The organism is Pantoea cypripedii, from assembly GCF_011395035.1.
Lineage (GTDB): Bacteria > Pseudomonadota > Gammaproteobacteria > Enterobacterales > Enterobacteriaceae > Pantoea > Pantoea cypripedii_A.
On the sequence record NZ_CP024768.1, the window covers coordinates 2,640,017 to 2,659,586 of the forward strand.

Sequence of the window (19,570 nt, forward strand, 5' to 3'; positions counted from 1 at the left end):
CTATTCAGACCGATACGCAAAATAATTCGCGCTGTAGCAAGGCGGAGGTCCCGGCTTATCCCTGGGAGCATAGCTAACTATGTGACCAGGGATAAGCCGGGACCTCCAACGCCGCTACGGTGCGAAGTATGAAGCGTATCAGCGTTTTTTGCGGTTGCGGTGCATATCAATTGAAACTGCCGCGACGATGATGATGCCTTTAATGATGTCCTGTACGTAAGCATCGACGCCAATAAAAGTGAATCCACTCTTAATCAGACCGAGGATCACCGCACCAATTAATGTGCCGGTGATGCGGCCCACGCCGCCCATCAGGCTGCTGCCACCGATAACCGCTGCGGCGATGGCATCCAGTTCATAGGCGAGGCCCATGCTTGACTGTCCGCTACTGACGCGCGCCGCCAGTACCACACCCGCCAGGCCCGAAAGCGCACCGGCGATGGTGTAAACAATGATCAGGTATTTATTGACGTTGATGCCGGACACTTTGGCGGAGGTCATGTTACCGCCAATCGCATAGACATATTTGCCATAGCGGGTGTGTTTCAGCGCGATATGAAACAGGAAGGCCACCACCAGGAAAATCACCACGGGCATCGCGCCCTGACCGATCGAGGTAAAGCCATCAGACAGGAAGCTGATCGGGTTGCCCTGGGTGTAGTACTGCGCCAGACCGCGTGCGGATACCATCATACCGAGGGTGGCGATAAACGGCGGGATGCCCGTTCTGGTGATCAGCACCCCGTTGACCAGACCACAGACCAGCCCTACCCCAATACCCGCCACAATCGGTATGGCGGCCGGCAGGTTAACCAGCGAGGGATACATCGGCGACAGGCTATCGGAAGTCTGTGCCAGGCTGGCCGCAACCACCGCCGTCAATGCGATGACCGAACCGGATGAGAGGTCAATACCGGTAGTGATAATGACCTGCGTCACCCCCACTGCGATAATACCGATAATCGCCACCTGCAACACAATCAGCACCAGACGATTGGTGTTCATCAGGAAGGATTGATCGCGCACATACCAACCGGCAATTTCAAAGATCAAGGCAATACCCAGCATCACCACAAAAATGCCGGTATCTTTCGGCATCTTATGACGCAGATTGCTGAAAAATGACGCCTGTTGTTCCGTTGCCTGGGGGGCCGTAATTTTTATGTTGCTCATAGTTGCCTCACGCCTTACTCAGATGCCAGCGACAAAATGGTTTCCTGGTCGGCCTCTTCTTTATTGAGGATGCCGGTTATACGCCCTGCGTGCATTACCATCACACGGTCACTCATGCCGAGAATCTCCGGCAGTTCCGAGGACACCATAATGATGGCCACGCCACGGTTCGCCAGCTCGCTGATCAAACGATAAATCTCCGCTTTGGCACCCACGTCGATACCACGCGTCGGTTCATCAAGGATGAGAATTTTCGGTTGAGCCAGCAACCAGCGGGCAATCAGCACCTTCTGCTGGTTACCGCCGCTGAGGTTATTGATGATTTGGTCCATGGTCGGCGTTTTGATGTTCAGCTTGCGGATCTGCTCCATGCAGTCCTGCGCCATCTTCATATGGCTGACAAAACCGCTTTTGCCGATGTAATCCGGCATGTTGACGATGCTCATGTTCTCCAGCACCGACAGCACCAGAAACAGTCCCGATTTTTTACGGTCTTCCGTCAGGAACGCCATGCCTTTCTCAATCGCCGTGGAAGGTGAATCGATTTTCACCGGCACGCCGTCAATCAGCACTTCGCCACTGTCAAAGCTCTCCATGCCAAACAGGCTTTCCATCACTTCACTGCGACCGGCACCCACCAGCCCGGCAACGCCGAGGATTTCCCCTTTACGCAGCGTGAAGCTGACATCTTTAAAGCGGCCTTTGCTGTTGAGGTTGCGCACCGTCAACACATCTTCGCCAATCGCATTGTTGAATTTCGGGAACAGCTGGGTCAGTTCGCGTCCCACCATCTGGGTAATCAGCGACTGACGGGTAAACTCTGTGGTGCTGTTGCTGCCCACCCAGGCACCGTCGCGGAAAATGCTGATCTCGTCGGTGATGGAAAAGATTTCATCCATTTTGTGGCTGATATAGATGATGGCTTTGCCCTGCTCACGCAGGTCGCGAATGATGGTAAACAGGTGTGAAACTTCCGTTTCCGTCAGTGCGGAAGTCGGTTCGTCCATAATCACGATGTCGGAGTTCCACGACACCGCTTTGGCAATTTCCACCATCTGCTGGGCCGCGATGCTCAGTTCACCGACCATCCGGTCGGCTTTCAGGCGGATATTCAGTTTGTTCAGCAGCTGTTGCGTCTGCTGGTTGAGCTGGCCGTGGTCAACAAAGCCGTATTTCATCGGTTCGCGACCGAGCCAGATGTTCTCAGCCACGGTCATATGAGGCACCAGATTCAGCTCCTGGTGAATCATGGAGATCCCGGAACGCAGGGCATCCATGGTGTCCTGAAACTGCACTGGCTCCCCTTTAATGCGGATGGTGCCCTTATCGGGACGATACATCCCGATAAGGCATTTCATTAAAGTGGATTTGCCCGCGCCATTTTCGCCCATCAGGGCATGTACCGACCCCGGTTTAACGCGCAGTGAGACATTGTCGAGTGCCTTCACTCCAGGGAAGAACTTGCTGATGCCTTCGGCTTCAAGCGCAAAAGCGGTCATACATCACCTCCGTACGGCTTTGTCGGGATCGGTTTATTTCTGGTTCAGACTGGCGAATTTGGTGTAGTTGTCTTTGGTGATCAGCTGGAACGGGATATCAACCACTTTTTGCACTTTCTCACCCTTGACCAGTTTGACGGCCGTTTGTACCGCGCCTTCACCCTGACCTTTCGCATCCTGGAACACACTGGCTACCATCTTGCCGTTCTTAATCATTTGCAGCGCATCAGGCGTGCCATCCACCCCGGCGACCAGGATGTGATTCGGGTTTTTGCCAAGCGCCTGTAAGGCACCGATCGCCATTTCGTCGTTGTTGGAGGCGATAGCCTGGATGTCATCGCCCGCCGTCAGCCAGTTGCTCACGACGTCAACCGCATCATTACGCGTGAATTTTGCCGTTTGCTTCTGTACCACTTTGATGTTCGGGTATTTCGCCACTACCGCTTCAACACCTTTGGTGCGTTCACGTGTGGATTCATTCGCCAGGTCACCCAGCAGAATGGCGACGTTACCTTTTTCACCCATCGCTTTTGCCAGCGCTTCCATTTGCAGACGACCGGCCAGTTCAGAGTCGGAGCCGACGAAGGCCATCTTATCGGTCAGCTCACCTGCTGGTTTACGGTTAACAAACACCAACGGAATACCTGCTTTGCTGGCGGCATCGATGATCGGTTTCACCGCATTGGTATCCACCGGGTTAACGATGATGGCGTCCACACCCTGACCAATAAAGTTCTGCACCTGTTGCAGCTGTTGTGCTACGTCACCTTTTGCATCTTCAACCTGACCCTGGATGCTGTCTTTTTGCATCTCTTTCTGCATTGATGTACGCAGAATCGTCAGGAAGTTGTCGTCAAACAATGCCATAGAGACGCCAACCTGAAGATCTTTTGCCATGGCTGCGGCGGGTAACATGCAAACTAACAGGGAAGTCACTAACGCTTTTTTGATGTTCATGGGTAACCCTTCTTTATCGTTAATGTGCGCCGGTTGGCTGATACCGCGAATGAAAAAATTCTTTTACATTCATTCAACGTCGCTGGCGTTTTTTATCTGGTTGTAGAGATAAGACTTCTGGTTTAACGTTATCGGCTTACAACGACTCCTTATTGCAACTTGTTCCTTTTCAACAAGTTATTTTCAAAACGGCGTTTCGGGTTATAAAAGTTGTTCCACCCGTGATGATAAGCAGTTCATTTATTCCATCTTAACGTCATTTGAAATTTTCATCATAAAAGCACTGAAACGGTTGTTTTAAAATCGGCAAATAACAAAACTTTGACACGCATCTAACATCTGCGAGGAATTGCGTTTAAAGTGAGATCTTGCTGGCAGTTTGAATTGTGATCATTCAAGGCAGAAAAACAGCAATCCGCTGCTTTTCCGCGCACTTAAACCAAAAGTGTGCAGGAGGGCTTTGACAACGGGGATCGGCATCGCTAATATGCGCCTCGTTCCAACGATTCCTCTGTAGTTCAGTCGGTAGAACGGCGGACTGTTAATCCGTATGTCACTGGTTCGAGTCCAGTCAGAGGAGCCAAATTCGAAGAAAAGCAGCCTGCAAAGGCTGCTTTTTTTTTGCCTGTTACGGCGCGGGTTAGGTCATTCGGAATAAGAGAAATACAGAGTGCCATAGCGCGGCAGTATGTCGCCGGGGGTGATGAGACCTTGTACATCTTTGTCGCCGGTATCCATCTGTTCTCTGTTTAATTCCGGTGCTTTGTTGCTGTTTTCAAACATCTGTAGCGGTCTCCAGCCTGAAGGACCCACGTTTTTATAAATCAGCATTAGCGGCCCATTGTCTTTAATCAGGTCATTGATGTCCTGATAAGTCCCGGCAGCTATCCTGCCATGTTGATAAATTTTGCTCAGCGTTAACCAGCTATTATCAGCAAGGTAAGGTATCGGGGCTAGACGTGTTTCCTCCCCCCAGGACAGAGTACATCCGCTGGCCGCTTCAGCAGGCTCCTCACACTGCATAATAAAGTCAAAAGGCCCGGTGGAATCCTCTTTCAGGGGGGTAACCAGCTGCGTGCGGTTTATCTCTTCATTCTGTGCAATCACCACCGCCGTCAGGCTGAAGTTAAAAGGATTGGTGGGAATAGGTAGGTCGGCGGTAAAACAGCTGGCAGCTTTCACATGACACTCCGTCTGTAACGTCATCGGCCAGCTATGGGTGCCGTCCGTCAGACTGAGTTTGTCGGTTGATTCCATTCCTTCAACGACAACCTGAGCGGTAAATATCTTCTCCTCCTTTATCTTTTGCGCCTCAGCGTTCAGCGCGTGGACCCTCACCCGTGTTTCAACTTTTATCGCTTTTTTCGTACCCGTTACGCTGTCCGGTGCAACAATCCGGTCCGGTGAATCCGCCTGCACGCTTGCCGACTGCCCGATAAACGCTTCAACAGAAGCAAACGCCGGAGGCAGGCTTTTTTCCAGCGTCACCGGTACGGCCAGGCTGTAGCTTTCACCTGGCTGCAAATCCAGCGCCAGCAGAATCAGCTGATGCCCCTCTTTACCTGTCCAGGTATTATCGATGTCAGATTTGCAATCCGCGTGCTGTGAACAGCGGATCTGGATATCTCCCTGCCGTACCACGCCTTCAGGCAGGATTAACCTCAGCTGTGTGGCTTTAACAACTTTCTCAATCTGCGACTGGGTTCTGAAATTCACCGTCAGGCTTTGTACCGCCTGTGCCTTACTGAACGTCAGGGGTTCCTCAGGGTGCATATCAATGGAATAAACGTTCTCAGCCTTGAGCAGAGCGTCGTCAATGTTAAATATTCGCTGCTGTGGTTTACTATCAGCGCTTGTTCCAGGCACACGGGTAATTAATGAAGCATTATTATTTAGAACGTTAACGGCCTGCACAGGGACCGAAGCAATTGAAATCAACACTGCGCCCAGGGAAATATATTTATCTGCTATCATCTTAACCATCCTTGCATATGATTGATTATTCCAGATTTACTCTGCGTGAAGCTTATTTCCCTGAAAATCTCAGCTTCTGAGGAATATGTTAGTCTTTATAATAACTTACATCTACAGTATGATGATACAGGGTTGATAGAGGGGTTTTCCTGTGTGGAAGTTCGGAAGCTATCATTATCATTGCTGCCAGAACCACCTCTTATTTCGGATAATTTTCTGAAAAAAAACAGAAGAAGAAATACAGGGAATCAAAAACATCAATATTATAAGCAGTTAGCCTCTGCTGTAACCGATTGGTGTTAGCCTTGAGAACGTTAATTTTTAAATGCTGGATAATGATATTTATCCATGTTGAAAAAAAAGCCGGAAGGATCATTCAGATCGCTTCCGGCTTCATTTTTTATAACTGGATAGGTTTATAGTCCAGTATTTTGTCAGCTATTTCCTCAGCACTAAGATCTTCCTGGAAGATATAATTTGCAGCCTGAGGATCTGCAACGCTTCTACAAAGAAAGTCAATATTATTATCCGCTTCTTCTTCTGTGCCTTCACCACGCTGGATTTTTTCAATTAACTCTATAAGATCTTTTCTTTGCATATTCAGCCTCAAAAATGATAAGCCCGATCCAATACATCAAGGTGATATTTCGGAGTGACAATTAAAATATTATCAACATCATAGACACCACCACCATGCTGAATTGGTGTTCGATGATGAAGGACATATGATCTATTGTTCCCGGTCCAGGTACTGGCCCTGCATCCGCAGGTTCTGCGCAAAACCGGGCGTCTGAAGATTCGACTCACGCAGCAGTTTGCCCCACGCGCCGTTCACCCCTTCCCAGCTGATGCGGCCTTCGCGGTCCGTCATCCTGAATCTCCTGCAACAGGCGGAACCCTTCCCAGACGAAGCGCGTGGTCACCGCCTTCCCGCCCGGCCTGCCCTGCACCAGCGGCTGCCGCGTTTTACTGATGCGGCGGCCCAGCGGGTCATACTGCCAGAGCGCCTAGCTTGAAGCGCACAGTATCAGAAGGCGGCAACCTCCTGACACAGCTCACTACAACAACTAAACGAGGTAATTATCATGGCTGGATACGATGGCAAGCCAGAAGGAAAGATTTCCAAAACGGAACGGCGCTGCATTGTGGGCTACCGCCCAAAGGGCGGTGACCGCAGCACACCGCAGGTGAGCATCGCGGGGAAGTGGCTGGCCGAGGCAGGGTTTGAGACCGGCCAGGCGGTTACCGTCCGGGTGGAGGCGAGTTGTCTTATCCTGACCACCGACGGCTTTTTAGCATTAGTGTGGTATCTCTTTGACTCCTAATTTCTTTGCCATTAATTGTAATTCTTCTTCTGTACGCTTTTTTCGCTTAATTAATATAAAGGAAATAAGCTCCCCCACATTTTCATTTATATACAACTTAAAAAAATAAACACTATTCCTTCCTGCCAGAATACCAATGGTTTCACCTGTAAATTCCGTCAAGATACGAACAGATGAATCACCACCATTAATAAACAACCCTGAATAATTAGCATTATCAATATGAATTATTAGCTCACGAAGCTCTTCGGATTTATTTCTTTGATAATATTTAAAAAAGGTAATCTCCGAAGAAAACACTTCACTCTTTATCTCATTAGGAGTGAATTTTTTTAATAAAGATATATCGTTAGAATGTTTCATGGTAAGAACACCTCCACACCATTGCTACGAATGCCTTTTAGTAATATTTCTCTTTCAAAATAATCATCAATGGATATATCCCATGACCAAGTATCGCCTGCATTAGGTGCACCTGTCTTGACTCTTAAGATAACACCATCTTCACCTGCGAATCTTCTCGCAATATTTGGATCATCTGTCCAGGAAGTGTAAGGGCTATTTGCAGAGAAACCACCAAGATTATGCTCATCTGCTGAGAGCTTAGAATTTATATTGCCTGGAACTACTTTCCCTCTCAAAGCATTATCCCATTCAGGATGCCCCTTATGTATCCCTCTGTAATTATATTGTCCGGGTTCTGCATCAGGTAATCCTTTTGTTGGCTTGCAGGGACTTAACCCTAGCGGATCAATCCAGTTTAATGGGTTCGGCACATAAGCGTAAAGGTTTATCCCCCCCCCCGCCAGCCCTATCGGGTCATAGGGACGATTCCGACATCGTCATGCTTTTTAGCGGCGTTAACCTGCTGATGTGTTTTCTTTTTTACAGGCAGCTTTTCCCGCGTTCTGCCGCCCGTTAACACGCACACCCCGACGCGCACTTATGCCCCGCGCACGCTTCCGCCCCGCCGTGACCGCAGCACTACGCAGTTGAGCATCGCGGGGAAGTGGCTGGCTGAGGCGGGGGGATGAGACCGGCCAGGCGGTTACCGTCCGGGTGGAGGAGTGTTGTCTTACCCTGACGGCTGGCGGTTAAAATAAAAAGCCGGAAGCGATCACAAGAATCGCCTCCGGCTTTAAAAAAAATATTAATTTGTGTCTAAATAGATATCGACATATTTTTCCATCTTATCCAGAACATTAGTTATTGGGTGAAGATAATCATTGTACATCTCAGCATAGCGACGAGGAAAACCTTTTAATGGATTATTAACAAGACTATCATCCATAACTTTATTTTTTAATCTTTTAAGATCATCAAGTAATGCTTTTAAGGCTCCTTTATTTTCACTCTTCATAATATTTTCAATATAATCAAATACTTTATCAATTTCGATCAAAATTTCATTTTTATCCATATTTTAAATCTCAACTATAAAAATCTCACATCACTTATCCAACTAGTAGGATAGCCCTGTGGTAATAATATCTGGTCAGCTCCACCATCAAGAACTGTGCCGGACATCATAGTTTGCTTTTCAACCTTCCCAATTTGAAGAACCGTTCCTTTAGGAACTTTTATGGTAGCCTCAAACTGCCTTGTATTTTTCCATTCAGGCAAAAGTGCTGAATCTATTTTTGCCTGTATTTTATTCAGCGCTGGAGATGTACTAACAAATGAGCCGTCTATTTTAGCATTACCACCAAACACACGATATAAGGTTACATCTTCGGTGGTCAATACAGTTTTATACTCTCCATTTTTAAAAGAATCTTTTATCCAACCAGGTAAATTAGCTTTATCTATTTCTTTATATTTGCCCTTTAGACTACATTTGCTAAGCCCCCACGGATCGATCCAACTGAACGCATTCGGCGCATAAGCGTAAAGGTTCAGCCCCCCCGCCAGCCCTATCGGGTCCTGCTGCGTAAACCGTCCGCTGTCCGGATCGTAGTACCGGAACAGATTGTAGTGCAGTCCCGTTTCCCGGTCCAGGTACTGGCCCTGCATCCGCAGGTTCTGCGCAAAACCGGGCGTCTGAAGGTTCGACTCACGCAGCAGTTTGCCCCATGCGCCGTTCACCCCTTCCCAGCTGATGCGGCCTTCGCGGTCCGTCAGCCGCTCCGGCATGCCGTTTGCCGCGCAGTGGAACCAGAACAGTTCCGGGCTGTCCACGCCATCGATACGCGCCAGCGGCTCAAAACTCTGTGTCCCGCTGTATACATACGTCAGCGGCACGTCATCCTGAATCTCCTGCAACAGGCGGAACCCTTCCCAGACAAAGCGCGTGGTCACCGCCTTCCCGCCCGGCCTGCCCTGCACCAGCGGCTGTCGCGTTTTACTGATGCGGCGGCCCAGCGGGTCATACTGAAAACTCACCCGCACCGACGGCCGATTGCGGTCGTGCGGTTCGCTCAGCACCTCCGTCAGACGATGTTCACCGTCATAACGGTAGCGCCAGCGGACCTGCCCGTTGTCCTTCTCCGTGGTGCGACCATGCACATCATACTGCCAGCGGATGCCGTTCAGCTGCGTCACCCGGTTGTGTGACACTGCACCGGCATGGCGCTCCAGCGGATTCCCCGCCGCGTCCCAGCGCCACTGGCCATTCCCCGGCTGGACGCCCTCCTGCGACAGCAGGCGGCCCGCGCTGTCGTACTGCCACAACGTCTGGCTGAACGGGTTGTCGTCCCGCTCTTCGCGGATAAGGTTATTGCGGTAGTCAAAATCGCGGTGACGCGACCAGCAGCGTGGTGCCGGACGCTGCGCATCGCCGTTGAACACATCCTTTTTCACCAGACGACCCAGACGATCGTACTCAGTACGTGTCGTCAGCCCGCCCTGGCTGCGGCTCAGCTCCCGGTGCAGCGTGTCGCGGGTGAATTCGCTTACCGTCAGGCTGTCCAGCGCGATGCTCAGCAGATGGCCGCTGCCGTAGTACAGCTGCTTCAGCTGGCGTCCGTCCGGCAGCGTCAGCGCGGTGCAGTTCCCCAGCGCATCATACTGCCACGCCAGACGGCCCTGTCCGCCCTGTTCGTCCGTTACCCGGCCCAGCGCATCGTAGCGGAAGGTGATTTCCTGCTCCGCCTGACGGCTCCACGCCGTGTCCGACAGCGGCAGATGCCGGGTGATGCGGGACAGCTGCCCCTCCGGCGTGTAGCGGTAGCGCGTCTGCCCTTCCGGGGTGGTGCGATCCAGCAGCTGACCCGCCGGGCTCCAGCTGAACCGGTGCGTAATGGCGGCCGGGTGCCCGGCGGCAAACGTGCGCGAGCGCATCTGCCCCGCCGCATCGTACTCATAACGCGTCGCCACGCCGTCCAGGCCGACCTCAGCCAGCAGCAGCGAGTCCGCCCCCCACTCAAAACGGTAGCTTTCGCCGTTCTCATTGGTCAGCGCCGTCATGCGGCTGCGGCTGTCCCAGCTGCGCTGCACTTCCTCGCCCTGCGCGTTGCGCGTGGCGATCAGGCGGCCCTGGTTATCATAGCGAAACAGGCTGCGCTGGCCGTCAGCGGCGTGCCAGGCAACGGGTAATCCTTCCCCGTTCCAGCTCAGGTTCTCTTCCCAGCCTTCCGCACGTTCCAGCCGCTGCGGACGACCGGCGGCATCGTATTCATAACGTGTCTCTTCACCGTCCGGGGTGATGACAACGCTCAGCCAGCCCCGCGCATGGTAGCGGTAACGCGTGGTACGTCCGGAACAGTCGGTCTCGCGGATCACCTGCCCGGCATCGTTATAGCCACGGTGGTAAATATTTCCCGCTGCGTCCTGCTCCTCCGTCACCAGCCCGTATTCATCACGCCGGTAAAACGTGCTCTGCCCCAGCGCATCCACCACCCGTTCCAGCCCGTGGTGGCTGTCGTAAAAATACTGCGTTACGCTGCCGCCCGGTGCGGTGACCGCGACCGGCAGCGCACGATGCGGCAGCCATTGCACCGCCTGTGCGCCACCGTCTGCGTCCTGTTCCTCTACGCGGTTGCCGGATTCATCATAGGTAAAGCTCACCGCATGGCCGAGCGGGTCGATACGCCGCGCCAGCAGCTCGTGTTCATTCCATTCATAGCGCCATTTTTCGCCGCGCTCATCGATAAAGCAGGTAATCAGGCCCTGTGCATTCCAGTGGTGTTCACGCTGCTGCCCGTCATAGGTTGAGACACGCGTGATCCCGGCGGCCAGATCGTAATGCATGTGGCAGCCGTCGCCGCTGCTGGTGCGGTTCTCCACCACACGCCAGTGGTCAAACATTTCCCAGCGATATTCGCTCTCCGCCCCACCCGCCAGCTGATGCCACACCATCAGGCCGTCTGCGTTGTAGCGGAAGCGACGGGTGACCACGCCCGCCGCATCGGTGACGTCCGCCAGCTGCCCCGATGTATCATATGTCCAGTGCATCAGCGGCCAGTGCCGCTCACCATCAAAGTGATGAGCCGAGGTGACCCGCTGCGGATGGCGCGGATCGTCATAATGAAGCGCAACATCAATCGCCAGCGGTTCATCATGGATACGTACCAGACGGCCCAGCTCGTCCCAGCCCGTTTCGAGCATATTGCCGTACTCGTCACTGAGCGAAACCAGCCGCAGCAGTTGTGGATCTGCCGCCGTCGGCCGGTACAACCGCCAGACGGCACCGTCATCGTCGGCGATGGCAATATATCCCTGAGCATTCCGGCGGATCATCAGCCCTTCGCTGATGCTGTAAAACACCTCCTGCTCACCGGGCAGGGTAAATGTCAGCTCGCGGCCATTGTCGTCAAACCAGGTGGCCTGCTCACCGTCCAGCGTCAGGTAGCTGTCGAACACCGTGGCCCAGCCGGTGCCGAACAGCCCTGCCCGCTGCGTCAGGCTGTTGTAACTGCGCTGCCAGCGCAGCGGAAAGCGTCCCGGCAGGACAAAGTCGCGCTCGGCGTCGTCGTTCAGGACTTTAACGCCCGTGGCGGCGTGCACCGGATGAAGTGAGGAGAACACGGCGTTGATCGCCATGTCCGCCAGCATACCGCCCCCGGCCATCGCCAGGGCACAGGGCATATTTTTCAGGATCTGCGACGGACGACCGCGGATTAGCGAAAGCGCGATCATCGCCAGCGCCAGGCCGGGTTGTTTGCCGCTTTTAATATCGCGCACCGTCAGCGTTTCCCCGCCGATGATCACATCGGGTGAGACATCATCACTGATGGTGGCTTCGCAGGTGGTGCGATCTTTGGCCCGCACGGCTGGCTGGCCGTTGATAAAGACGCTTTTGGAACCTTCCGCCAGAAACTGCGGGCCGCTGTGCTTTTCACATAACACTTTGTCCTGCATCAGCGGTGAGGTACCCGCCGCGGCCGATGCCACGCCAGGCTGCCACATGGCGCTGCCGAACTGCTCGGCCGCCGCCAGCAGCATACCGCCGTAATCGGCGAAGCTGGCGGGCGTCTGGGGTTCAGGCGCGGGCGTATCGGCGGACGTCAGGGTACCGGCGGCCCGCGCAGCAGCGAGGCCGTTGATAATCACATCCTCAGAGCCGCTGATAATCACCCCGGACGGGGACGGCGGGAACAGAAAGTTGCCGATTTCGTCTGCACCCGCACTGATTTTGCTGCTCAGACCGGTGGCATTGGCGGCCACCCCCGCCACAATCCCGCTCAGCAGACAGCTGCTGCCGAGCGCCGTCAGTGCGCCGATACCGAGGACCGGCCCGGCAAAGGTAGCCGCACCCGCGACAATCGCCCCCATTGCGGCATAGGTCACGCCCTCCGCGACGATGCTGGTGATATCCGCCAGGATGCTGGAGTGAATGATCTCATCGCCCTGCCGGGCTGCGCGGTTATCCATGCCTTATGCTTTCCGTGGGTTATGTAACGTCAGGCTCTGCCGGAATGCGTTCCAGCGTCCGGTGTCCTCTTCACTAAAAGGACGAAGGGCGGAGAGGGTAAAAACCATCAGGGTGCGGGTTCCAGGTACTTCGGCGGCCAGCTGCTTTTGCCATAGCGCCTGACCATTGCGTTCATAAGCGGTTTCAACTTCGATGGCGTGCAGGGCATGGTCTGCACCCGCGGTGACATGCGCAAAGGTGCTCTGATGGATGTCCCCCATCTGCTTGCGCAGCGCATCCCATTGATGCTGGAACTCCTGTTCAAAGTCGCTTCCTTCCGGGATCGGACCACGGCTGACAATCAGCGCAAGGCCACTGGCCTCATCACGCAGGATATTCATGGTGGTATCCTGCCAGGCAGCCGGAAACAGGGAAAACGCGCCCTCGTTGAATTGGTAGTGCATGTTGGTCATCCGTTCTGGAGGTTTAAATCGGGGTGTAGAGGCGAAGGGATCGCCATATTTTTTCGCTGCGGGGTGCTTCTGGAAATTTGATTGATTCTTAGCCTGTGCGATCCAACGTTTCAAAAGAATGCGGTGTAGGAGAAAAACAACAATCGGGGTCTTCCAGCAATTCCCAGGAAAGTTTTCCGTCTTTTTTTAACGTGATTCTGGCTTTGCGTTTGTCCGGTTCATCGATTGTAGAGGGAAACCTCACAATGGCCGTAGAACCCTTTACTTGCCCGTGCAAGGGAAGCGCTTCACCAATCCCGGGGCAGTCAATCTGATTGGCACCATCCATATAACAGTAGGTCCCCGTAATCTTGCTGCCTGTCTGTTTGAGGATCAGGGATAAAGATGTATCTTCCCCACGCTCCCCTCGCCAGACCCCGCTGAAAGGTGCAGGTATTTCTAATTCATCCGCTCTTTGAGCAGTCATTTTCAGATTACAACTCTCACCGACCAATAATGCCAGCGTGCCACCCGCTTCAGTGGCCATCAATGCATTACAGTTTGCATCGCGGTACTTCAACCATAACCGCTGCGCTTCCACAAAGGCTTTTTTGGTATCACTATCCTGTGATGCTAAAAAGGTTTTGTAGTTTTTATTTAGTCGCGCATCTTGTTTGATTATTTCATCGTTATAACAATCGCGCATCGCAACGGTAATCCCGTTCGAATTGGACATGCACTTTTTGAAAGCTGGAGAAAAGTTCCCTTCACGAGCCTCTGCCGAATGGAGGGATAGAGATATAAAAATACCCAAAAATAATAGATAGTTATCCAGTTTCATTTACTCGTCCTTATGTGAATTGCCTTACTCCCAACGTCCATCCTGCTCCACCAGGACCCTGGCTCCTTGCGAAACTTTCAACTTTAATGGATCAAAATTTATTAAATATTCAATGTTGCCATTTTTAAAAAGCATCCCTTTCGCCACCGTGGAATTGTCATCTTCAACCGTATGACCTTTAAGGGAGATCTGACTTTGGTCTTTATTTCTTAAACCGTAATATTCCACATCCTGACAAGATTTATTAAAATCGCCGCAAGTGCTCACTAAAGTGACTGTAAAGTCTTTTGTTGACATAACCTTTATTTTTTGTAATTTGATCTCCTTATCATTTTGTCTGGTGAGTTCATATACATCAGGAGCATAAAAATTCCCTTGTTGCGGCTCATTTTTTAAGTGCCAGGAGAGTTTATTGCCGTGTAAAAGTAGCTGTGCGACACCACCCTTTCCGCCAAAAGACGAGTCAAAAGTTACTCTGGCTTTATTATCTTTGATAACACCATGCAGATTTTCTTCATCGTCAGTCGGGCAATCAATACGATTCCCGTTTTGCGTAATAAAGCAATACTGGCCGCTGATCCTGTTGCCAGACTGATGGATTTTTAGTGTTAACGTCGAGTATGGGGTACCGTCATCATTGCTGTCTGCTCCACTCCAATGCCCAGAAAACATGTCTGAGGCACAGCAGAAAAAGGGAAGCAACGATATTAACAACGTGGCTAATCGAAACACCATGATTATTACACCTAAAGATTATTGCCACTTTCCTTTCTCATAAACATCTGATTTACCCACAGTGGAAACAAGTAGATCATTGTCTTCCAATGAGAAGAAATAACGTGTATTTGTGTTTTTGTTTTCAAATGTCAAACTTTCTGCAGGACAATCAGACTTATGGCAATCCTGATTATTAATAACACCTAACACTGAATGAGATGAATTATCAGGTTTATATGTGATCTTAAGGAGAGCCTTAGTGCAAATTATGCTACGATCTGAACATAGAAGAGTGATCTTTGCGGAGTAATTTTTAGTATTAAAGTAACTAACATCAGGTATTTTTTGCTTAATTATATTCCCAGAGGGCTTGTGGTTGAAATTTACCCCCTCAAATCGAAATGACCACTGCTGTATATTTTCCTGAATCTTATTCTTGGCATGATCGTTAGTGATATAGTGAATGTAATTATTATCAGGATTTAGCCAAGCTGCATATAGTTTACCATCTGGCTCAATGACAAAAGCAGATGCATTCTCTAGTCTCAGATGGGGTAACCATCCTTCAATAAACAGCCCCCCATCTTTGAGCACCTTGGGATCGCCAAAAGCCTGAAAGTTAGCGATAAAACTATTATACTCATTTCCCGTCAACACTTTGACTGCGTTATTGATATTTGAATCATCAAAAATATTCACTACTGAGTCCGAAGTTTGATAATTCCTCAGATTATTGAAGTCAGCAGACCATGCGTAACAAGACATCATTAATAAAGCTAAAACTACCGCTTTGAAAATTCCCTTAATCATTACTTTCGCCTTACTCATGTGAATATTTCAAAAATTCTTTTGACTCTCTGATATAACGAGCATTTAAACCTTTCCTGTATGCTTCTGACCACGTCATTTTCACGCCTTTGACGGTTGTTGGGGAATTGCCATAAACAACATCATCGTAAGCATTACGGGCATCAATTAAGTTAGTCTGAAAATCCTCTGGTGACATTTTGTTCAAATAATCAATGGCTTCAGGTTTTAACCTCGCAGACTCAACAATCTCACCACTTTGCATTGAATTCAAGATCGCCTGAGCACCACCAGAACCTCGCAAATGTACCATCGACATAATCGCAGCTTGTTTTCCAAGATCAGGAAAATGGAGTGCACCCGCTTCTAATGCCTTTCTCCTCATATACTTTGAAACTATAACAAACTCTTCATTACTACCAACACCATATTTAGCACGTGCAGCCATGATATCCTCATAAGCATGGCCATTACCTTTCCTGAAACCATAGGCCTCAGGCCTACCTCCCTGGACGTGGTAGACACCCTCTGACTTCATTATTGACCTGATAATTCTCTCATCGAGCTGTTTTTTATTTGTTTTCTGAGCCAGTTGCTTTACCCCTGCCTCACCCTCCTTTTTTGCCGGGAATAGATTCGTCACCGCCTCCGTAATGTTCTGCTTATGGCTGCTTCCCGGTGCGCCCGTACCCGGTTGTGCGCCTGCGGTGTTCAGGTTCAGTTTGCCGCCAGAAGTGGTGATATTCCCGTCGCCCTGAACAAAAATATTAAAGCCTTTACCAACAATATTGATCTGCCCATTGGCGTTCAGTTCTATCGCGCTTTCACCGCACTCCAGCCGCAATTTTGTGCCCGACCCCAGCACATAAGTTTCCACTGCGGCATCAATTTTTCCTTTGCCGGTCAGCAGTTCTTCACCGCCTTTAACGCCGTGCACACGGTTGGTTTCAACCCGATATAGCTCATTAACGCCGACATAGTGGCTGTGATTATTGGCAACAGTATGGGTGGCGTCATTCTTGACGTTGGTATCCATATTCTTCTGCGCCTGGATCCACAACTGCTCCTCGCCCGCCTTGTCCTCAAAACGCAGCGCATTGGCGGTGTCTGCTGTGCCGTCTTTGGTCCGGCTGAGGAACCCCATCTGGGTGGCCGCCGCAGGCAGCGCCCAGGGAGGCATGCTCGCCTCGTTATACACGCGGCCAATGATCAGCGGGCGATCCGGATCGCCGTTGATAAAATCCACCACCACTTCGTCGCCCACGCGCGGGATCTGCACGCCACCGAATCCCTGGCCTGCCCAGGCACTGGAGACGCGTACCCAGCACGAGCTGGTATCATCGCCTTTTGCCAGACGATCCCAATGGAACTTCACCTTCACCCGGCCATAGCGATCGGTCCAGATCGATTCACCTTTTGGTCCCACCACTTTCGCCGTCTGTGGGCCGTGCGTTTTCGGCCACGGCGTTCGTGGCGGTGTACGCCAGGTGATTGACGCCGGGAGCACGGTAAAACGGATGTTGTGCGTGGTCGTCACGTCACCACTCGCGTAGCTGTTTTCCTCGAAATCGTATTCCGCTGTGACTGTCAGATATTTACCGTTGTCGCTGAAATGCGGCGCATTGAGCAGCCCGAAGGTGTAGCCCGGGGCGATACCCGTCGCCGTCCCCACGCCGCTGACGCTGTGGTGCTCCACTTCCCACACTTCCTGGCGGATGCGGGTGTAAAACTCGCCGTGGCTGTGATCAACAAAGTGCCCCGGCCAGTCATAAACATCCACGGAACCGGGGCTCGGTGCCACCGGATTCTGGCGCGCCTGCAACATCCACGCATTCGGTTTGCGGAAGTCATAATCGTCGGTGCTGTACATTCCCGGCGTCACGCTCTCCTCAAGCGACCACTGGCTGATGCCCTCTTCCGTCACGCTGCCGCCTGACGGCGCAACGTGATAAGGGATCGTTTCATAGCCGGAGAAAGGTTGATGCTGATCTGCCGCATCGCACAGCACCAGGGTGTGTTTGTCGGCTTCGTGGCGGAACCAGTAGTAAATGCCTTCCAGCTCCATCAGACGGCTGATGAAGTCATAGCTGCTTTCCTGGTACTGCACACAATAATCCCAGACCCGGTAGCTGCTGCTGAGTCGCGATTCCACATTGACGCTGTACTCCTTCAGCAGCGTCTGCACAATCTGCGGCACCGTCTGGCTCTGGAAGATACGCAGGTTACGGTCGCGCCTCATCGGCCACAGGTCCGGCTCCACTTTGAGCGCATAGACCGCGTAGCGAGTGCCGTTCAGCTCCTCATTGCGTACCGCCACGCGGGTGATCTTACCGTTGATATAACGCGGACTCAGCAGATGCTCAGTCGGTAGCGTAAAGGTGATCGGTTTGCCCAGCAGAGACTGACGATCGATGCGCGCATCGGTGGAAAGCAGCTCCGCGTCCAGGACAAATGATTCCGAGAGGGCTTCAGACCCCTTGAGTTTCCAGAACAGCAAGCCCTCCATGGGCAGCTGAACGGTTATGCGTGAAAACATAAGCAAATCCCTTGTAGTTAGCTATGAGGATCGAGCAGCCAGACGCCTTCATCACCGATGGTCAGCGTCTGTTCACGTGCGCCATGCTGGCCGTGAATCGAGAAGGTGTAATGGCCCGGTGCAAGTTGCAGTGCGGCGAAGCCATTGACAGCCGGTACCAACGCCTGTTGCTTACCATTGACCTGCACCTGTTCACCCGGTTGTAGCCTGATGTACACCTGCGCCACCGGTGCTGGCGGCGGTGCAGGCGGAGTTTCACGTTGCGCTGTTTGTGGTTCTGTTGGGGCAGAAGGTTGCTGCTGAACAGCAGGTGCCGCGCTGGCAGCGCTGGCAGCGGTGGCGGCAGGAGACTCCGCCTGAGGCTGTGACTGAGCCTGCATATCATCATCCCCACCACCGGCCACCAGCAGGCCAACACATAATCCCAGCACCACGCCTGCCGCCACTAATCCCGGCAGGGCGAAACGATGACGCAGCAAGGCTTTAACCGGTGAAAGGGGAACCGCTTCTTCCTCCACCTCTTCAACCGGTACCAGCATGGTGCCAGGCCCGCTGACTTTCACTGCGAGCGGCGTCTCAGTGGCGCTTTCTGGCAATGCCATCAGTGCGGCAAAGGCGTCGATACTTTGCGGACGATCTTCCGCTTTCAGCGCCAGAGCCGCATCGATAGCATTGAGCAGCGCCGGGGAATAGCCAGCCGGGCGACACTGCGCCAGCGGCTGGTAGTTATCTTCAATGCTACGCACCACGCTTACCGGCGGCGGTGCACCCGTGATCAACGTATGCAGCACCGCGCCGAGAGCATAGATATCCGTCCATGCCCCCTGTTCGCTTTCATCGTTGTCACTGTACTGTTCAATCGGCGCATAGCCCGGACGCAGCATGGTTTCGCTTTCGTCGGACAGGTTACTAATGGTCTTACGTGCCGAACCAAAATCCAGCAGTACCGGTTCGCCGTTGCTCTGGATCTGGATGTTATCCAGCGAAATATCACGATGCAGATAACCCGCATCATGAATGGTTTTAATCGCCCCCAGCAGAGGTGGCAGCAGACGACGGATCCATGCCTCATCAATCTGTTGCGGATTGCGCGCACGCGCGATGGAGAGCGTGGTACCGCTGTAAAACACCGTGCCCATATAGGCGGTGTCGTTTTGCACCCAGAAGCGCAGCACATGCAGCAGGTTAGGATGATTGAAACGCGCCAGCAGCCGTGCTTCCTGGATAAAACTGTTCAAACCCGCCGCGAACGTTTTGCTAAAGCGTTCGCTGCGCAGCACCAGATTCAGCCCCTCGCTGCGCACCGCCAGCGAGGCAGGCATGAATTCTTTAATCGCGATGTCACGCTCCAGCTGATGATCCCTGGCGCGATAGACAATGCCAAAGCCGCCGCCACCGATGACTTCTTTAATTTCAAACTCATTGAATCGGTAACCCAGCGGCAAGGCATTGGGTACATTGAGGTGATTATCGTGTTCCGACATAGACGAAAACTCTC

General features: G+C 52.1%; 16 protein-coding genes, 1 tRNA gene and 2 pseudogenes. 2 read left to right on the top strand and 17 right to left on the bottom strand.

Annotated elements, in window-relative coordinates; translation table 11 throughout:
- Positions 1-138 precede the first annotated feature (138 nt).
- From CUN67_RS12255 to CUN67_RS12265, 3 genes are read right to left on the bottom strand one after another with little or no spacing between them, the layout of a single operon-like run.
- Positions 139-1,164, bottom strand: a complete 1,026-nt coding sequence (locus CUN67_RS12255; RefSeq protein ID WP_208717183.1) for an ABC transporter permease — start codon at positions 1,162-1,164, stop codon at positions 139-141.
- Positions 1,165-1,187: 23 nt separating this feature from the next.
- The gene (locus CUN67_RS12260; RefSeq protein ID WP_208715600.1) at positions 1,188-2,672 is read right to left on the bottom strand and encodes a sugar ABC transporter ATP-binding protein; all 1,485 of its coding nucleotides are present in this window, start codon (positions 2,670-2,672) and stop codon (positions 1,188-1,190) included.
- A 33-nt stretch (positions 2,673-2,705) separates the two neighbouring features.
- On the bottom strand, positions 2,706-3,629 hold the full coding sequence (locus tag CUN67_RS12265; protein ID WP_208715602.1) for a sugar ABC transporter substrate-binding protein: 924 nt from the start codon (positions 3,627-3,629) through the stop codon (positions 2,706-2,708).
- Positions 3,630-4,136: 507 nt separating this feature from the next.
- Here CUN67_RS12265 and CUN67_RS12270 point away from each other — a divergent pair.
- Positions 4,137-4,212 (top strand) — tRNA-Asn (locus CUN67_RS12270).
- A 62-nt stretch (positions 4,213-4,274) separates the two neighbouring features.
- On the opposite strand, the gene CUN67_RS12275 is transcribed toward CUN67_RS12270, so the two are convergent.
- From CUN67_RS12275 to CUN67_RS30770, 4 genes and pseudogenes are all read right to left on the bottom strand, one after another.
- Positions 4,275-5,402 carry a hypothetical protein gene (locus tag CUN67_RS12275; RefSeq protein ID WP_208715606.1) on the bottom strand — a complete coding sequence of 376 codons (1,128 nt, stop codon included), beginning with the start codon at positions 5,400-5,402 and terminating at the stop codon, positions 4,275-4,277.
- A 601-nt stretch (positions 5,403-6,003) separates the two neighbouring features.
- Positions 6,004-6,201: a hypothetical protein gene (locus CUN67_RS12280; RefSeq protein WP_208715608.1), complete on the bottom strand. Its 198-nt coding sequence runs from the start codon at positions 6,199-6,201 to the stop codon at positions 6,004-6,006.
- Between the two features lie 8 nt (positions 6,202-6,209).
- Positions 6,210-6,410 (bottom strand): HNH endonuclease signature motif containing protein, encoded by a 201-nt coding sequence (locus tag CUN67_RS30675; protein ID WP_439332259.1) that lies wholly within the window; start codon positions 6,408-6,410, stop codon positions 6,210-6,212.
- A pseudogene (locus CUN67_RS30770) lies at positions 6,340-6,604 on the bottom strand (RHS repeat domain-containing protein); the annotation flags it as partial. The gene CUN67_RS30675 and the pseudogene CUN67_RS30770, both read right to left, overlap by 71 nt.
- 84 nt (positions 6,605-6,688) lie before the next feature.
- Between CUN67_RS30770 and CUN67_RS12290 the strand changes: the two are divergent.
- On the top strand, positions 6,689-6,928 hold the full coding sequence (locus CUN67_RS12290) for a SymE family type I addiction module toxin (RefSeq protein ID WP_208715610.1): 240 nt from the start codon (positions 6,689-6,691) through the stop codon (positions 6,926-6,928).
- Here the strand turns inward: CUN67_RS12290 and CUN67_RS12295 are convergent.
- From CUN67_RS12295 to CUN67_RS12340, 10 genes and pseudogenes are all read right to left on the bottom strand, one after another.
- The gene (locus CUN67_RS12295) at positions 6,902-7,291 is read right to left on the bottom strand and encodes a hypothetical protein (protein ID WP_208715612.1); all 390 of its coding nucleotides are present in this window, start codon (positions 7,289-7,291) and stop codon (positions 6,902-6,904) included. The two genes, CUN67_RS12290 and CUN67_RS12295, sit on opposite strands and share 27 nt — an antisense overlap.
- Positions 7,288-7,749 (bottom strand): annotated as a pseudogene (locus tag CUN67_RS12300) (hypothetical protein); the annotation flags it as partial. The gene CUN67_RS12295 and the pseudogene CUN67_RS12300, both read right to left, overlap by 4 nt.
- A 329-nt stretch (positions 7,750-8,078) precedes the next feature.
- Entirely contained in the window at positions 8,079-8,348 is a 270-nt protein-coding gene (locus tag CUN67_RS12305) for a hypothetical protein (protein WP_208715614.1), read from the bottom strand.
- A gap of 14 nt (positions 8,349-8,362) precedes the next feature.
- Positions 8,363-12,739 (bottom strand): RHS repeat-associated core domain-containing protein, encoded by a 4,377-nt coding sequence (locus CUN67_RS12310; protein ID WP_208715616.1) that lies wholly within the window; start codon positions 12,737-12,739, stop codon positions 8,363-8,365.
- Positions 12,740-12,742: 3 nt separating this feature from the next.
- Positions 12,743-13,183 (bottom strand): DcrB-related protein, encoded by a 441-nt coding sequence (locus CUN67_RS12315; RefSeq protein ID WP_208715617.1) that lies wholly within the window; start codon positions 13,181-13,183, stop codon positions 12,743-12,745.
- A gap of 97 nt (positions 13,184-13,280) precedes the next feature.
- On the bottom strand, positions 13,281-14,012 hold the full coding sequence (locus CUN67_RS12320) for a lysozyme inhibitor LprI family protein (protein WP_208715619.1): 732 nt from the start codon (positions 14,010-14,012) through the stop codon (positions 13,281-13,283).
- Between the two features lie 24 nt (positions 14,013-14,036).
- Entirely contained in the window at positions 14,037-14,747 is a 711-nt protein-coding gene (locus CUN67_RS12325; RefSeq protein ID WP_254711340.1) for a hypothetical protein, read from the bottom strand.
- A gap of 18 nt (positions 14,748-14,765) precedes the next feature.
- On the bottom strand, positions 14,766-15,539 hold the full coding sequence (locus CUN67_RS12330; protein WP_208715621.1) for a hypothetical protein: 774 nt from the start codon (positions 15,537-15,539) through the stop codon (positions 14,766-14,768).
- Between the two features lie 10 nt (positions 15,540-15,549).
- A complete protein-coding gene (locus tag CUN67_RS12335) occupies positions 15,550-18,072 on the bottom strand; it encodes a type VI secretion system Vgr family protein (protein ID WP_208715622.1) in 2,523 nt (840 codons plus the stop codon).
- 17 nt (positions 18,073-18,089) lie between these two features.
- Positions 18,090-19,556: a serine/threonine protein kinase gene (locus tag CUN67_RS12340; RefSeq protein ID WP_208715623.1), complete on the bottom strand. Its 1,467-nt coding sequence runs from the start codon at positions 19,554-19,556 to the stop codon at positions 18,090-18,092.
- Positions 19,557-19,570 lie beyond the last annotated feature (14 nt).

What these genes read in the sequence shown, in the direction of transcription:
- CUN67_RS12310 (WP_208715616.1), bottom strand. Translation starts at nt 12,739, where the DNA reads ATGGATAACCGCGCAGCCCGGCAGGGCGATGAGATCATTCACTCCAGC.
- CUN67_RS12265 (WP_208715602.1), bottom strand. Translation starts at nt 3,629, where the DNA reads ATGAACATCAAAAAAGCGTTAGTGACTTCCCTGTTAGTTTGCATGTTA.
- CUN67_RS12260 (WP_208715600.1), bottom strand. Translation starts at nt 2,672, where the DNA reads ATGACCGCTTTTGCGCTTGAAGCCGAAGGCATCAGCAAGTTCTTCCCT.
- CUN67_RS12335 (WP_208715622.1), bottom strand. Translation starts at nt 18,072, where the DNA reads ATGTTTTCACGCATAACCGTTCAGCTGCCCATGGAGGGCTTGCTGTTC.
- CUN67_RS12305 (WP_208715614.1), bottom strand. Translation starts at nt 8,348, where the DNA reads ATGGATAAAAATGAAATTTTGATCGAAATTGATAAAGTATTTGATTAT.
- CUN67_RS12320 (WP_208715619.1), bottom strand. Translation starts at nt 14,012, where the DNA reads ATGAAACTGGATAACTATCTATTATTTTTGGGTATTTTTATATCTCTA.
- CUN67_RS12280 (WP_208715608.1), bottom strand. Translation starts at nt 6,201, where the DNA reads ATGCAAAGAAAAGATCTTATAGAGTTAATTGAAAAAATCCAGCGTGGT.
- CUN67_RS12275 (WP_208715606.1), bottom strand. Translation starts at nt 5,402, where the DNA reads ATGCACCCTGAGGAACCCCTGACGTTCAGTAAGGCACAGGCGGTACAA.
- CUN67_RS12290 (WP_208715610.1), top strand. Translation starts at nt 6,689, where the DNA reads ATGGCTGGATACGATGGCAAGCCAGAAGGAAAGATTTCCAAAACGGAA.
- CUN67_RS12325 (WP_254711340.1), bottom strand. Translation starts at nt 14,747, where the DNA reads ATGGTGTTTCGATTAGCCACGTTGTTAATATCGTTGCTTCCCTTTTTC.
- CUN67_RS12295 (WP_208715612.1), bottom strand. Translation starts at nt 7,291, where the DNA reads ATGAAACATTCTAACGATATATCTTTATTAAAAAAATTCACTCCTAAT.
- CUN67_RS12340 (WP_208715623.1), bottom strand. Translation starts at nt 19,556, where the DNA reads ATGTCGGAACACGATAATCACCTCAATGTACCCAATGCCTTGCCGCTG.
- CUN67_RS12330 (WP_208715621.1), bottom strand. Translation starts at nt 15,539, where the DNA reads ATGATTAAGGGAATTTTCAAAGCGGTAGTTTTAGCTTTATTAATGATG.
- CUN67_RS12315 (WP_208715617.1), bottom strand. Translation starts at nt 13,183, where the DNA reads ATGCACTACCAATTCAACGAGGGCGCGTTTTCCCTGTTTCCGGCTGCC.